Origin of the sequence: Rhodococcus coprophilus NBRC 100603 (assembly GCF_001895045.1) — a bacterium.
GTDB classification, from domain to species: Bacteria; Actinomycetota; Actinomycetes; order Mycobacteriales; family Mycobacteriaceae; genus Rhodococcus; species Rhodococcus coprophilus.
In genome coordinates this window covers 345,183-359,447 of record NZ_BDAM01000010.1, presented here as the reverse complement: position 1 = coordinate 359,447, position 14,265 = coordinate 345,183, and the positions used below count along the sequence as shown (strand labels likewise).

Annotated in this window: 14 protein-coding genes; 7 read left to right on the top strand and 7 right to left on the bottom strand. The window is 67.6% G+C overall.

The window, feature by feature from the left end; translation table 11 throughout:
- Window positions 1-19: 19 nt before the first annotated feature.
- Window positions 20-712, bottom strand: coding sequence for an SDR family NAD(P)-dependent oxidoreductase (locus tag RDCOP1_RS18155; RefSeq protein ID WP_072703530.1), 693 nt, complete (start codon window positions 710-712; stop codon window positions 20-22).
- 216 nt (window positions 713-928) lie between these two features.
- Here RDCOP1_RS18155 and RDCOP1_RS18150 point away from each other — a divergent pair, with 216 nt between their 5' ends.
- The 3 genes from RDCOP1_RS18150 (at window position 929) to RDCOP1_RS18140 (ending at window position 4,806) form a co-directional block, all read left to right on the top strand.
- On the top strand, window positions 929-1,642 hold the full coding sequence (locus RDCOP1_RS18150) for a dienelactone hydrolase family protein (RefSeq protein WP_072703527.1): 714 nt from the start codon (window positions 929-931) through the stop codon (window positions 1,640-1,642).
- Between the two features lie 137 nt (window positions 1,643-1,779).
- A complete protein-coding gene (locus RDCOP1_RS18145; RefSeq protein ID WP_072703523.1) occupies window positions 1,780-3,687 on the top strand; it encodes a 2-oxoacid:acceptor oxidoreductase subunit alpha in 1,908 nt (635 codons plus the stop codon).
- A gap of 27 nt (window positions 3,688-3,714) precedes the next feature.
- Entirely contained in the window at window positions 3,715-4,806 is a 1,092-nt protein-coding gene (locus tag RDCOP1_RS18140) for a 2-oxoacid:ferredoxin oxidoreductase subunit beta (protein ID WP_072703520.1), read from the top strand.
- Window positions 4,807-4,828: 22 nt separating this feature from the next.
- Here RDCOP1_RS18140 and RDCOP1_RS18135 read toward each other — a convergent pair whose 3' ends face one another.
- Both RDCOP1_RS18135 and RDCOP1_RS18130 read right to left on the bottom strand, forming a co-directional pair.
- Window positions 4,829-6,220 carry an amidohydrolase family protein gene (locus RDCOP1_RS18135; RefSeq protein WP_072703517.1) on the bottom strand — a complete coding sequence of 464 codons (1,392 nt, stop codon included), beginning with the start codon at window positions 6,218-6,220 and terminating at the stop codon, window positions 4,829-4,831.
- A complete protein-coding gene (locus RDCOP1_RS18130) occupies window positions 6,217-7,440 on the bottom strand; it encodes a CoA transferase (RefSeq protein WP_072703864.1) in 1,224 nt (407 codons plus the stop codon). Before RDCOP1_RS18130 ends, RDCOP1_RS18135 begins: the two co-directional genes overlap by 4 nt.
- 57 nt (window positions 7,441-7,497) lie before the next feature.
- On the opposite strand from RDCOP1_RS18130, the gene RDCOP1_RS18125 reads away from it, so the two are divergent.
- Window positions 7,498-8,583 carry an enoyl-CoA hydratase/isomerase family protein gene (locus RDCOP1_RS18125; RefSeq protein WP_072703514.1) on the top strand — a complete coding sequence of 362 codons (1,086 nt, stop codon included), beginning with the start codon at window positions 7,498-7,500 and terminating at the stop codon, window positions 8,581-8,583.
- 4 nt (window positions 8,584-8,587) lie between these two features.
- Here the strand turns inward: RDCOP1_RS18125 and RDCOP1_RS18120 are convergent, their stop codons facing one another.
- The gene (locus tag RDCOP1_RS18120) at window positions 8,588-9,589 is read right to left on the bottom strand and encodes a MaoC family dehydratase (RefSeq protein WP_072703511.1); all 1,002 of its coding nucleotides are present in this window, start codon (window positions 9,587-9,589) and stop codon (window positions 8,588-8,590) included.
- A 226-nt stretch (window positions 9,590-9,815) separates the two neighbouring features.
- Here RDCOP1_RS18120 and RDCOP1_RS18115 point away from each other — a divergent pair, with 226 nt between their 5' ends.
- From RDCOP1_RS18115 to RDCOP1_RS18105, 3 genes are read left to right on the top strand one after another with little or no spacing between them, the layout of a single operon-like run.
- On the top strand, window positions 9,816-10,967 hold the full coding sequence (locus RDCOP1_RS18115) for an acyl-CoA dehydrogenase family protein (RefSeq protein ID WP_072703507.1): 1,152 nt from the start codon (window positions 9,816-9,818) through the stop codon (window positions 10,965-10,967).
- A 23-nt stretch (window positions 10,968-10,990) separates the two neighbouring features.
- Window positions 10,991-11,737 (top strand): GntR family transcriptional regulator, encoded by a 747-nt coding sequence (locus RDCOP1_RS18110; RefSeq protein WP_072703504.1) that lies wholly within the window; start codon window positions 10,991-10,993, stop codon window positions 11,735-11,737.
- A 31-nt stretch (window positions 11,738-11,768) separates the two neighbouring features.
- On the top strand, window positions 11,769-12,221 hold the full coding sequence (locus RDCOP1_RS18105; protein ID WP_072703501.1) for a MaoC family dehydratase: 453 nt from the start codon (window positions 11,769-11,771) through the stop codon (window positions 12,219-12,221).
- A gap of 5 nt (window positions 12,222-12,226) precedes the next feature.
- Here RDCOP1_RS18105 and RDCOP1_RS18100 read toward each other — a convergent pair whose 3' ends face one another.
- The 3 genes from RDCOP1_RS18100 to RDCOP1_RS18090 are packed head-to-tail and all read right to left on the bottom strand — an operon-like array spanning window position 12,227 to window position 14,261.
- Window positions 12,227-13,348: a PQQ-dependent sugar dehydrogenase gene (locus tag RDCOP1_RS18100; protein WP_072703498.1), complete on the bottom strand. Its 1,122-nt coding sequence runs from the start codon at window positions 13,346-13,348 to the stop codon at window positions 12,227-12,229.
- Window positions 13,349-13,377: 29 nt separating this feature from the next.
- The gene (locus tag RDCOP1_RS18095) at window positions 13,378-13,815 is read right to left on the bottom strand and encodes a MaoC/PaaZ C-terminal domain-containing protein (RefSeq protein ID WP_072703495.1); all 438 of its coding nucleotides are present in this window, start codon (window positions 13,813-13,815) and stop codon (window positions 13,378-13,380) included.
- Window positions 13,812-14,261 carry an FAS1-like dehydratase domain-containing protein gene (locus RDCOP1_RS18090; protein ID WP_072703492.1) on the bottom strand — a complete coding sequence of 150 codons (450 nt, stop codon included), beginning with the start codon at window positions 14,259-14,261 and terminating at the stop codon, window positions 13,812-13,814. The genes RDCOP1_RS18095 and RDCOP1_RS18090 overlap by 4 nt, the downstream gene beginning before the upstream one ends.
- Window positions 14,262-14,265 lie beyond the last annotated feature (4 nt).

Below are 14,265 nucleotides of genomic sequence, written 5' to 3'. Positions count from 1 at the left end.
TGTTTGTGGCGCCCGAAGGTCAGCCGACGTTCGTGACCGGAATCAGTGCGCCCGTGATGGGTGCGCCCGCGTCGGAGATCAGGAACTCGATGACCTTCGCGACATCGGCCGGCTGCGACCACTTGCTGGTGTCGGCGTCGGGCATCGCGGCACGATTGGCGGGCGTGTCGATGACCACGGGCAACAAGGCGTTGACCCGGATGTGGTCACCCCGGTACTCGAGCGCCATCGTCTCCACGAGCGCGGAGACCGCGGCCTTCGAGGCGATGTAGGACGCGCCACCGGGGAAGGGGTTGCGAGTCGCGGCGGTGGAGATGCAGACGATCGATCCACCACCGCGACGGATCAGGTGCGGCAGCGCCGCCTGGCTGACGGCGTACGCGGTCCGCAGGTTGAGGTCGAGCTGGGAGTCGAGGACCTCGATCGGTGTCTCGTGGACCCGAGGGCCGGAGGCGAAGCCGCCGACCAGGTTGACGACACCGAACAGGGGCGCGTCCGGGTCTTCTCCCGCTACCGCGAGCGCGTCTTCGAGCTGCTGCTCGTCGGTGAGGTCGGCCTGCACGAGGTGCAGGTTGGGGTGGGTACCGACGCGGCCGAGTTCCTCGCGCACGAGCCAGGGCACCACGACTCGCCAACCGGTGTCGAGCAGGTGTTTCGTCACGGCCGCTCCGAGTCCGCCCGTGCCGCCACTGACCAATACGGTGCGAGTCATGCCACCGCCCCTTCCCTGACAGGTCCTCGCGATTGCCGCGAGGTTCCGAAGTACTCTCGGCATCGGCCGCCGAGGTGATGAGAGCCACACTATCGCAAACGGAAATGGAATTCTCCAAATATTTCCGGCGAGTGGGATCGGCGGCGCCACGCACGACGTACGAAGATCGTCACGGGCCGGAGTTCCGGGCCCGATCACAGCGAAAGGGACCACTCCGTGACCGACATCGAAACGAAGTTCCTCCAGGTCGGGGAACTGCGCGCCTACCTGGCCCGTCCCGTCGGCGGCAGTGCCGGGGCCATGCTGCTCCTCCCCATGATCACCGGGATCGACGCCCAGGTACGCGAATACGCTGAGGACATCGGGCGCGCCGGAGCCACAGCACTCGTGTGGGATCCGTGGCACGGACCGAGCGCCGACGACACACCCTACGAACGCCTAGCCGAGATGATGGGGCAACTCGACGACGAGACTTCTCTCGCCGAGATGACATCCCTGCTCGACTTCGCCTTCGACGAGCTGGGCGTGTCGAAGATCGGCGTGATCGGCTGGTGCCTCGGCGGACGACTCGCGCTGCTCCTCGCCGCGCGCGACGAGCGGACCGTCGCCGTGGTCGCGTACCACCCGTCCATCTGGGATTCGGCACCGGCGAACCACCCGCTCGATGCCGTCGAACTGTCCGCGGCGATCACCGCACCTGTGATGGTGCTGCACGCCGGCGCCGACACCGTGATGTCCGCAGATACCTTCCGTGACCTGCAACAGACGCTTCAACAGCGTCGAACCGGGGCCACCATCGTGCACGTCTATCCAGGTGCGGAACACGGCTTCAGCGCGCCCTCCCGGCATGGCAACAAGGTCAATGCGGATGCCTACGCCCTCTCGTGGCCGCAGGTGCTGCGCTTCGTCGCCGACACCGCGCTCGACTGAGATGCGCCCGCCCCGAGGTGCGGCTGGGGTGGTTTCGACGAGAAAGTTCCGGGAACGGGTTGCGGAAATGCGCATGAAGACGACCATGGAGCTCACCCGACCCCCAGCGCACGCCGGGGGAAAAAGGAGCCGACCGTATGACGTCGAGAACGACCGCACGGAAGCTGGAACAAGTCGTCATCCGCATCGCCGGTGACTCCGGCGACGGTATGCAGCTCGCCGGTGACCGCTTCACCGCCGAGGCCGCCGCGTTCGGCAACGACCTCGCCACGCAACCCAACTTCCCTGCCGAGATCCGCGCCCCCCAAGGCACACTCCACGGAGTCTCGAGCTTCCAGATCCAGATCGCCGACTACGACATCCTCACCGCGGGCGATCGGCCGGACGTGCTCGTCGCGATGAACCCCGCGGCCCTGAAGTCCAACATCGGCGACCTGCCCGCGGGTGGAACCCTCATCGTCAACAGCGACGAGTTCACCAAGCGGAACCTGAGCAAGGTCGGATACGACGCAGACCCCCTCGAGAGCGACGTCCTCGACAAGTTCGTGGTCCATCGAATCCCCATGACCACCCTCACCGCCGGTGCCGTCGAACCGTCCGGGGTCGGTAAGAAGGACGCTCACCGCGCCAAGAACATGTTCGCCCTGGGTGTCCTGTCCTGGATGTACGGGCGTCCGATCGCCCCCGTCGAGGAGTTCCTCGAGCGCAAGTTCGCCGCGAAGGCGGAGATCGGCGAGGCCAACATCCTCGCGCTGCGCGCCGGATGGAACTACGGAGAGACCACAGAATCGTTCGCCACCACCTACGAGGTGGGGCGCGCGGCGCTGCCGCCCGGGCGCTACCGGCAGGTGACGGGCAATACGGCGCTGGCGTACGGACTCGTCTCGGCCGGGCGGTCCGCGGGAATGGACGTGTTCCTGGGGTCCTACCCGATCACGCCCGCCTCCGACATCCTTCACGAGCTGAGCCGGCTCAAGCGGTTCGGTGTCCATACCTTCCAGGCGGAGGACGAGATCGCAGGCATCGGCGCCGCGATCGGCGCGTCCTACGGCGGGTCCCTCGGCGTGACCAGCACGTCGGGTCCGGGTCTCGCGCTGAAGTCCGAAGCGATCGGGCTTGCCGTGATGACCGAACTACCGCTGATCGTCGTCGACGTGCAACGAGGCGGTCCGTCCACCGGTCTGCCCACGAAGACCGAACAGGCCGATCTGCTCCAGGCGCTGTTCGGACGAAACGGTGAATCACCGGTCGCCGTGGTCGCGCCGCAGTCGCCCGCAGACTGCTTCGACGTGGCGCGGGAGGCGGCCCGAATCGCCGTCACCTACCGGACGCCGGTGATGGTCCTGTCCGACGGCGCGATAGCGAACGGCTCGGAGCCGTGGCGCATTCCGGACGCCGACGACCTGCAGGCCATCGAACCCGGATTCGCGTCACCGCCGGAAGACGACGACGCCGGACACCAGCCCTACGCGCGGGACCCTGACACACTCGCCCGGGACTGGGCGATCCCGGGCACCCCGGGCAGGGAACACCGCATCGGCGGTCTCGAGAAGGCCAACGGCACCGGCGACATCTCGTACCACCACACCAATCACGAATTGATGACCAGGGTGCGGGTCGCGCGGATCGCGGGGATCGACGTACCCGATCTGGTGGTCGACGATCCAGGCGGCGACGCCCGGATCCTCGTCCTCGGATGGGGTTCGTCCTACGGACCGATCGGGGAGGCGGTCCGCCGGGCGCGACGCGGCGGGCATTCGGTAGCCCGCGCGCATCTGCGTCATCTCAATCCGATGCCCGCGAACCTGGGTGACGTGCTCGCCGGATATGAACGGGTGCTGGTGCCGGAGATGAACCTCGGCCAGCTGTCCATGCTGCTGCGGGCCCGGTACGACGCCGACATCCAGCCCGTGACCAAGGTGTCGGGCATGGCGTTCCGCGCAGACGAACTCCACGAGGCCCTGCTCGAGGAATTCGACGGCGCACTGCGAGACGCCGAATCCGCAAAGACCGCAGCCGCAGTCGCCGCGGCCGTCACCCGCTGACGCCACCGAAGATCGGAGATCCGACACATGACGGGAACGATTCACAACGGTGCGGCTCACGAGAGCGGCATTGCCGGACGGGAACTGGGTCTGAGTGGCCTCGCTCACGTTCCGCGTACCGACGTGCCGCAGAAGCCGAAGGACTTCACCACCGACCAGGAGGTTCGGTGGTGCCCCGGATGCGGCGACTACGTCATCCTCGCGACCGTCCGAAGCATGTTGCCCCAGTTGGGCCTCGCGAGAGAGAACATCGTGTTCGTCTCCGGCATCGGGTGCTCGTCGCGTTTCCCGTACTACCTCGACACCTACGGGGTGCATTCGATCCACGGTCGCGCCCCGACCCTGGCAACCGGATTGGCCGTCACCCGGCCCGACCTGTCGGTGTGGGTCGTCACCGGTGACGGCGACGCACTGTCGATCGGTGGCAACCACCTGATCCACGCCCTGCGGCGCAATGTGAACATGCGGATCCTGTTGTTCAACAACAGAATCTACGGCTTGACGAAGGGGCAGTACTCGCCGACGTCCGAAGTCGGCAAGGTCACCAAATCGACGCCGATGGGTTCGGTCGACGCTCCCTTCAACACCATGTCGCTGGCGCTCGGCGCCGACGCGAGTTTCGTTGCCAGAGCCCTCGATTCGGACCGGGAGGGGTTGACGGAAGTGCTGCGCGCCGCAGCGCACCACCGTGGCGCGGCATTCGTCGAGATACTGCAGGACTGCCCGATCTTCAACGACGGTTCGTTCGACGTGCTCCGTAAGGACGGTGCCGGGTCGCGGATGATCCATGTCCGGCACGGTGAACCGATCGTCTTCGGAACCGACGACGAACTCTGCGTGGTACGAAAGGGTTTCGGACTGCGCGTCGCGCAGCGCACCGAAGTGGACCCCGACGAGATCGTCGTCCACGACGCGTACACCGACGACCTCGAATACGCCTACGCCCTGTCGCGCCTGTCGGATCAGAATCTCCGGTACACCGTCACCGGTGTCGTGCGTGCGGTGCACCGGCCGACGTACGACGACGGCGCGCGCGACCAGGTGGCGCAGGCGAAGAGCGAGGCGCCCGCAGATCTGCAGCAACTCCTCGACGGACCGCATACCTGGACCGTGACCTGACCGCCTTCCGGTGCCACCGGCATCATCCGTGGACGATCCGGCCCCCGATGACGGTCGTGCGCACCGCGGACGACGACGGTGCCTCGAGTACCTCGGCGAGCGGGGCGTCCAGCAACACCAGGTCCGCGGGCTCACCGGGCCGGATCGCTCTCGGCGGCCCACCCGGATCGTTCGCCGGTGACAGTAACCCGGCGAGCGCCCGGAGCGGATCGAGCCTCTCGGCCGGGCCGACGACCGCACCCGAACCCGCGCGCCGTGTCGTCGCGGCGGCGATGATCTGCCACGGGTCCATCGGACCGTAGGGAGCATCGCTCGACAGCGCGAGGGGAACTCCCGCGTCGACCAGGCTGCGGCAGCGGTACAGGTCGTCGATGTCCCGTGGATCGACATCTCGCAGATAGCTGTCGCCGCGGTCGGCGATGAAACCGGGCTGGGTCACGACGCGCAGACCGAGTCGGAGCAGGTCGTCGATCGAGTCGGCGGGGATGAGGGCACCGTGCTCGAGGCGGTCGCCGGGATGGGCGCCCACCTCGGTGAACACGGCCACGAGGAGTGCGAACGCCTCCCGGCTGACGCAGTGCACAGCGACCGCGCGACCCTCCGCGTGCATCTGTGCGATCTTCTCCGCGAGACCGTCGAGGTCGGGTAGTCCGGAGTCGGCGAGCACGATCTTGAAAGGTCCTGAGGTGATCGTGTTCTCGGGGGAGACGAAGTCCGGCGGCGCACCCAGCAGGTGCAGACGCTGGGGGACAGCACCGCCGGTGTGTGCGTCGACGAGGGCGGTGAGCGAGCTCGGCGACAGATCCGGTGTGGCGTCGGTGAGCCCGGTGACCCCGTACCGGGCGAGTTCTGCACCGACCTCATCGAGCGTCGGCGGCGCCGTAGCGGGCAGCCGGTCTCGCAGCCAGGTGTCGGCGCGCCACACCCGCCCCGTCGGGCGCCCGTCGTCGTCTCGTTCGACACCGGGATGGTCGGCCGTGTCGAGATGCGCTTGCGCCGCAGCAGCGGAGTTCAGCACCCACAGTGCACCGCTGCGATGCTGAACGCGCACCGGCCGTTCGGCGTGGAGCCGGTCGAGGAGTTGCGAGTCGAGCATTCCCGCAACGGATTCGAAGTACCCGACGCCGCGAATCGAGTCTCCCGAAGCGGATCTCAGTGCCTCCGCGAGTTCGTCGGCGGTGCGGACCTGCGGTGGCCCACACCGGACCGACAACCGTTCGGCGGCAGTCGCGTGCAGATGGATGTGGTGGTCGTGCAGCCCCGGTACCAGTGCACCTCCACGTCCGTCGATCACGGCCGCGTCACTCGCCGGTTTCAGCCCGACCCCTACCTCGGCGATCGACCCGTCCCGGATCTCCACCGTCGAACCGGGAACACCGTCGACTTCGACATCGCACAACACCAGTTGCGTCACGACCGGATTCCCAGCTCCGCCAGAACCTTTGCGGTGTCGCGCCCGGTCGGGGCCGCATCGCCCTGGGGTACGCGCGGTCGCGGTGCGGCGATCTCCACGGTGGCCGAGGAAGTCTGCACCCACCACGAGTCGCCGCGTCGATATGCCTGGGGCACCGGCGCACCCGCCGCCTCGAGGGTCGCGGCGACGACTGCGGACATCGACACGTCCCACAGCACGCCGGACCCGTCGGCCGGTGCAGACAAGGAAAGTGCTGCTGCGGTGAGCCCGGTGAGAGGGTCGGCGAGCGCGTCACCGACGAAGACGGGACCGCGCGCGTCGTGGGCGATCAACCCGGCGCCGGCGGCGACGTCGTCGCCGAACCCGATCCGCATCGACTCGCGGCCGTGGGCGGTGATCGACACCCAGGTGCCGCCGCGGGCGACCACCCGTCCGGCGTCGAGGCCGAAACCGATGAGGGCACGCGGTCGCGACGCTTCGATCACGATGTCCGCTGCGTCGACGAGTGCGGCCATTTCTCGGCGTTGCCTGTCGTCCGCGGGGTCGAGTACTACGGATTCGTGTCCGCCGTGCAGGAGGCGATAGAACTCGGCGTTGCCGCGTCGTGCTCCGTCCGGCCGGCTCGGAGTCTCGACCTTCACCACGCGGGCACCGGCCAGTCCGAGTAGATGCGCGCACAGGGGTCCGGCCCACAGGGCACTGAAGTCGACGACGAGCAGACCACGGACCGATCGGGGCTCGAGAGGTTGGGGTGGGGTGCCTGCCGGTGACGCGACCGGCCCGGCCGCGACACCGAGGAGTTCGGCGCGCTCAGCGAGTTCGGCGCCTGAGTGCTCGGCGAGCCAGGTCGTCACAGCGGGCCACGGATCGTTACCGACGTCGGAGCCGACGAGCGCACCGAGCAGCAGAGGATCGTCGGGGCGCGCGCACGACACCGCTGCCCATCCGTCGGTGGTGGGAAGCAATCGGCACGCTCCCCCCACGGATGTGGTGCCGGCGCGGTGCGCTCCCGTGAAGGCGGCGCGCTCGGACAGCAGGGCGGCGCCGTCGAGCCGTACGGCATCGTCGGTGGCGGCTGCGATCCATGCTCCGAGTTCCCGGGCCCTGGTCGCTGCGCGACCCGGCGGAACGAGAGGTGGTCCGTCGAGTCTGCCCGTCAGAGAGGCTATTCCGCTCTCCGCCCAGTCGCGGGCCGGGTCGTCGGTGCGACAGGGGGACATGTGCGTGATGCTACATTCCTGCGGACGGAGCAGGCGAAGAGCGCGAGGGCAGAGCATATGGATACGGCACACGCCGTGACGATTTCCCCTGCGGACCTCGCCGACGGAGCAGCGGACACACCGCTCGTCGACGGGGACGGCGCGGTCGACAAGCCGGTCATGATCGTCCGCCTCGACGACACCCCCGGGGCGATCCTTGCGCGGGCGGTGCACAGGGCCATCCTGTCCGATCGTGTGCTGGTCGGCCTGGCGACGAGACCGATCCACGACAGCGCCGACACCTTCGGCCCGCTGCTCGAAGCCCTCGACGTGACCTACGCGAGCCCCGACCCGCAGGCGAAGACCACGGTCGGATCGCCGGACCCCGATGCGGAAGTTGCGACCTTCCTCGCGGCGGTGACCCGGAACCCGCTCGCGTCCCTGACGGTCCGGCACGTGCTGCGTGCGACGGAAACACTCGCGGTGGCGGAGGCGATCGACGTCGAATCGCTGGGCTACTCGACGCTCCAAGGAGGACCGGAATTCGCGCGGTGGCTCGCGGATCGCGGACCACGCCCCTTGCCGCCCCCGGCCGGTGAGGACCCGGTGCTCCTCGCGCGCGACGGCGATGCCCTGCACGTGACGCTCAACCGCCCCGAACGTCGCAATGCCTACGGCACACAGTTGCGTGATGCGCTGGTCGAGGCGCTGCAACTGGCGCTTCTCGACGAGAGCCTCAACCACATCGTCCTGGACGGTGCGGGCCCGTCGTTCTGCGCGGGTGGTGACCTCGACGAATTCGGGCGCACCCCCGATACAGCGACTGCACATCTGATCCGCACGCGTGGGGGAGCGGGACGTCTTGTCGCGCGTCTCGCCGACCGCCTCGAAGTGCGATTGCACGGTCACTGCGTGGGCGCAGGCATCGAGATTCCCGCGTTCGCAGGCAGGGTGGTCGCCCGACCGGACACGATCTTCCGGCTTCCCGAGGTGTCGATGGGGCTGATTCCGGGTGCCGGTGGCACCGTGAGTATTCCGCGCCGGATCGGGCGGTGGCGGGCGATGCATCTGTTCGTCACCGCCGCGCCGCTGGGCGTCGAGCGCGCCCTCGACTGGGGTCTGGTGGACGAGATCCGCGCCACCGGGCCCCAGCGGACGGGCTGACGGCTCAGGCTGCCAGCACCGTGAAACGCCAGTCCAGCACCGGTGACGGCGCGCCGTCCCCGCGATGGGCGGACACCGAGGAACGCAACGTGAGCACACCGCCACCCTGCGGGAGCGGTTCGGCGGACTCGACATGGAGGTCGCTGGTCAGGGTGTCTCCCTCGTGCACCGGACCGGTGTGATCGCACGACTGCCAGCCGAGCACGGTGACCAGATTGGGTAACGCCCGCGACGCCTGAGCCAGTGCCAGCCCGATCGTGTGCCCGCCGTACACCAGACGCCCCGCCTCGCCGACGCGTTCGTCGTGGTGCGTCGCGGCGATGTTGAGGGTCAGCCGTGCAAGTTCGGGCGCACACGACACGACGTCCCCGCTCGATCGCAGCACGGTGCCGGCGAGTGCCGGATCGAAATGAGCACCGGGTACGCGGGTGCGATACAGCGCGAGATCCCAGTTGTCCGGGGCGGACCATGTCCGGCTGTCCTGCGGCCCGATGGCGGACAGGTCACCGGCATGGACTGTCCTGTGCGGATCGGGGTTCTCGCTCAGCGGCAGCATCGCGCAACGGTAGAAGTCGAGCACGGTCTCATCGTCCTGATCGACTGTACTGATGCGGAGCGCTGCCAGGCCTGTGGGCTTACGACCCGATTTGGCCGAGTTCTCCTTCAGACCCACGACTTCGGTGGTCGTGTAGAGGGTGTCGCCGATGAACGGGAAGCGGTGGAAACGGAGACCGCGGTAGAAGAGGTTGGCCTTGACATGGTGCGTCACCAGTGTGGACTGCCCGATCGCGATGTCGGTGACCAGTCCGGCGTGCGCGAGAGCGCCTCCCGCGACCGCGACCGACAGGTGCCGGTCGAGGGGGAGGCGGAACCGGTCGCCGAGGATGGACTGGTGGGTGGCCGCCAGCCCGTCGGTGAGGGTGACGGCGGGTGCCGCGTCGAAGACCTGACCGACGAACAGATCGTCGAAGTACGGTCCGCCGACGTCGACGGGGGTGGTGGTCATGCCGGCGCTCCGATCTTCGGCAACGTGCGAGGAACCGTGAATGTACGGCCAATGTGGAGTTCTGCGCCAGCCTTATAGGCAGATGTAGTGGGTCGCATCGCCGAAAACTCTGGAATCCTCGGCAGGTTCGGCACTTCGGCCATTGACAACCGTTGCGGGGGCTCCACAAAATGGCCGTACAAAGTCTGGTCGGGGTTCCGTACCCGAAACCGATCGAAGGATCCGCGTGAGCACCCAGAACGACGAAGAGGCTTTCCTGGTCAAGACGGTCCGCGACTTCGTCGACCGCGAGGTCAAACCCACCGTGCAGCAAGTCGAGCACGCGGACGAGTACCCGGAGCGCTGGATCGAGCAGATGAAGCAGATCGGCATCTACGGTCTCGCAGTGCCGGAGGAGTACGGCGGGTCACCGGTGTCGATGCCTTGCTACGTGCAGGTCACAGAGGAATTGTCCAGGGGCTGGATGTCCCTGGCGGGCGCGATGGGCGGACATACCGTCGTCGCCAAGCTTCTCGCCCTGTACGGCACGGAGGAGCAGAAGCAGAAGTACCTGCCCAAGCTCGCCACCGGCGAGATCCGCGCGACGATGGCGCTCACCGAACCCGGCGGCGGTTCCGACCTGCAGGCCATGACCACCAACGCCAAGCGCGACGGCGCCGACCTGGTGATCAACGGCGCGAAGACGTGGATCACCAACGCGCGCCGCGCCGGGCTGATCGCACTGCTGTGCAAGACCGACCCGCAGGCCACGCCGCGGCACAAAGGCATTTCCGTCGTTCTCGTCGAACACGGTCCGGGACTGACGGTTTCGCGTGATCTCCCCAAACTCGGTTACAAGGGCGTCGAGTCGTGCGAACTGAGCTTCGACAACTACCGGATTCCGGCAGCGGCGATCCTCGGCGGTGAACCGGGCAAGGGCTTCGGGCACATGATGAAGGGCCTCGAAACGGGGCGACTGCAAGTCGCCTCCCGCGCGCTCGGTGTCGCCGCCGCGGCGCTCGAGGATTCGCTGGCCTACGCGCAGCAACGCGAGAGTTTCGGCAAGCCGATCTGGAAGCACCAGTCGATCGGCAACTACCTTGCGGACATGGCCACCAAGCTCACCGCGGCACGTCAGCTGACGCGGTACGCGGCGGAGAAGTTCGACAGCGGTGAGCGGTGCGATATGGAAGCGGGCATGGCGAAGCTGTACTGCTCGGAGATCGCGATGGAAATCGCTCTGAACGCGGTACGGATCCACGGTGGATACGGGTACTCGACCGAGTACGACGTCGAGCGGTACTTCCGCGATGCGCCGCTCATGATCGTCGGTGAGGGCACCAACGAGATCCAGCGCAACGTGATAGCGAGCCAACTCGTCAGCCGCGGCGGAATCTGAGCGGCAGCAACGGGATTGTCGGCATGGACAACAAGGCGGGAGAGTCGGAACCTGCGTACGCGCAGCTTGCTCGTCAGTTGCGGACGGCGGTGGAGGCCGGCCGGTACAGCAACGGAACGCGCCTGCCCACCGAAGCGGAACTCGCCCGGCAACACGGGGTGAGCAGGCAGACCGTCCGCCGTGCGTTCCAGGACCTCGTGGCGGACGACCTCGTCTACCGCGTCCCGGGGCGCGGGACGTTCGCGAACGAGTCGAACCGGCGTTATCGACGGCGGCTGGGGTCGATCGAGGATCTGCTCGCGTTGTCGGCCGACACCCTCATGCAGATCGTGACCCCGCTGCGCAGGGGCGCCCACATCGACGCAGCCAGTCGGTTACGCCTCGACACCGACCTTCTGTACTCGGTGGTCCTGCGGCGACTACACGGGTCCACCCCGTTCGTGCTCACCACCATCTATCTCCCGTACGAGATAGCGGCGCACGTAATCGAGGCGCCCGAGCTGCAGGCCGGCGCGTCGAGCGGCAGCACGGTGATCGGTCTGCTCGAACCACATCTCGACACGCCCATCACCGAAGCCGCACAGTCGATCACCGTGGCTCCCGCATCCGAGCAGGTCGCTTCCGAGTTGAACTGTGCGGTCGGGCATCCGCTGCTACGGGTGGATCGCCTGTACTCGAACGGCGAAGGGCTACCCGTCGAGTTGTCGGTGAGTTACTTTCTGCCGGAGCACTACACGTACCGCGTCACTCTCAGGCGGACCGGGCACTGACTCCCCGCCACAACCCGAAACAGGAGCAGCAATGCGAGTTTTCAACGGAATCGACGAAGTCGAGAAGGCGGTCGGGGACGACCTCGGGCGCAGTGAGTGGATGGACATCACGCAGGAGCGCGTGAACCTGTTCGCCGACGCCACCGGCGACCACCAATGGATCCACGTCGACCCCGAGAGGGCGAAGGACGGGCCGTACGGCACGACGATCGCGCACGGCTACCTCACATTGTCGCTGCTGCCGGTCCTCGGCGCGCAGATCTTCTCGCTCGAGGGCGTGACCATGAAGGTCAACTACGGGGCGAACAAGGTGCGTTTCCCGGCGCCGGTGCCCGTCGGTTCCAGGATCCGGGCGGGCGCCGAATTCAAGTCGTTCGAACGTACGGCGAAGGGCGCGAACGTGGTGGTGGCCTACACCGTCGAGGTGGAGGGCTCGGCCAAGCCCGCCCTCGTCGCCGAGACGGTCGTCGTACTCGTTCCCTGATCTGGTCAGGAAATTTCGACTCGCAGGATGCGATCGTCGTCGTCGCCCGGTTGTCCACGACCGTCCCGGTTCGATGTGGTGAGCCACAGCGAACCGTCCGGTGCGGCGGCGACGGTTCGCAGCCGTCCGTACTCGCCGACGAAGAATTCCCGTGCGGATGCAGTGCCGTCGGCCGCGACCTCGATGCTCCACAGACGTTCTCCGCGGAGGGCGGCCATCCACAGTCGCCCGTCCGCGAACGCGAGCCCCGACGGTGATGCCTCCGACACCGGCCAGGTGGTGATCGGGTCGGCGAACTCCGGAGCGCCTCCGATGCCTTCCACCTCGGGCCAGCCGTAATTCGTCCCCGGCGTCACGAGATTGAGTTCGTCGACATCGTTTTGGCCGAATTCCGATGCCCACAGCCGGTTTTCTTCGTCGAAGGCGAGGCCCTGCACGTTGCGGTGCCCGAGCGAGTAGATCGGCGACGCCGGATCCGGGTTGCCCGGGGCCGGCGCACCGTCGGGCGTGATCCTGAGGATCTTGCCGCCGAGAGACACCGGATCCTGGGCGAGTTCGGCGTCGCCCGCCTCGCCAGTCGCCGCATACAACATGCCGTCGGGACCGAAGGCGAGCCTGCCACCGTCGTGGATCCGCGCGGCGGGGATGCCGTCGAGAATCACCGTCGGCTCGGACAGTCCCTCGCCGTCGTAGACGGCGCGCAGGATCCGGTTGTCGTCGTTCGTCGTGACGTACAGGAAGACGAGGCTGTCGGTTTCGAAGGCCGGGGAGACAGCGATACCGAGAAGGCCGGATTCGCCCTCCGCGACCACGTCGTCGATGCGACCCACCTCGCGAATCGTGCCATCGGAGCCGATATCGAGGACACGGCCCGAATCACGTTCGGTGACGAGAGCGGAACCGCCGGGCAGGAACGTGATGCCCCACGGGGTTCCGAGCCCGGATGCGACTGTGCCCGTGACACGCGGGACGCCTGCTTCGGAGGCCGGAGAACCGGCGGTCGTGGACGCCGGCCGGGTGGGTTCCTCCTCGGCCGCAGGAGTCGACGGCGACGCGCACGCCGCGAGGGTTACCGCCAGCACGGTGACGGTGAGACGAGCCAGGTGCGTTCCGGTCACGCTGTGCATCCTCTCGCGGCGCGTGCGATCCCGCCGGGTCAGGACGAGAATCTGATGTGGACCTGGGTCTTCCCGAGGACGGTCCGGCCTCCGGTGGAGACGGTGATGTCCACTCGTGCCGTCCGCTCCGCCTCGTCGAGTCGGGCGACCTTGGCCGAAATCGACAGGTCGGCTCCGTCCACGGGATCGACGACGACGGGCCGCGTGAACCGGGCTTCGTACGAGACCACCGAGGTCGGGTCTCCGACCCAGTCGGAGACCACCTGCAATCCGAGTGCCGCCGTGAGCATTCCGTGGCAGAGCACACCGGGCAGACCCTCGCGGGCTGCGACCGCGTCGTCGAAGTGGATGGGATTGAAGTCCCCTGACGCGCCTGCGTAGCGCACGAGGTCGGTGCGAGTGACCTTCACGTCGGATTTGGCGACGATCGCTCCCAGTTCGAGGTCGTCGAATCGCGGTGGCGTGCTCCGAGTCATGCGTCGTCCCCTCGGTGCAGCAGTGTCGATGTGACGGTGGCGACCGGATCGCCGCCGGTGTCCCGGATCTCGCAGACAGTGGACAGGATGGCACTGCCGGCGCGTTCGGTGACGTCGGTGATGATCAGTGTCGTGGTCAGATCGTCGCCGGCGACGATCGGGCGGTGGTACTCGATCTTCTCCGAGCCGTGGACGGTCCGGTGCAATTCGAGGCCGGTGCCGGGCGTCTCCAGCAGTTGGACGACCGCGGGGCTCTGGACCACGGTGGTGAAGGTGGTCGGGGCGACGACGTCGGCGAACCCCGCGGCGCGCGCGGCATCCACGTCGTGGTGGATCGGATTCTTCGATCGCACGGCATGAGCGAACTCGCGTATCTTCTCGCGTCCGACGAGATACGACGTCGGCGGAAAGACCCGTCCGGCGAGGTCAGGGTTCAGTGGTGGCATCCAC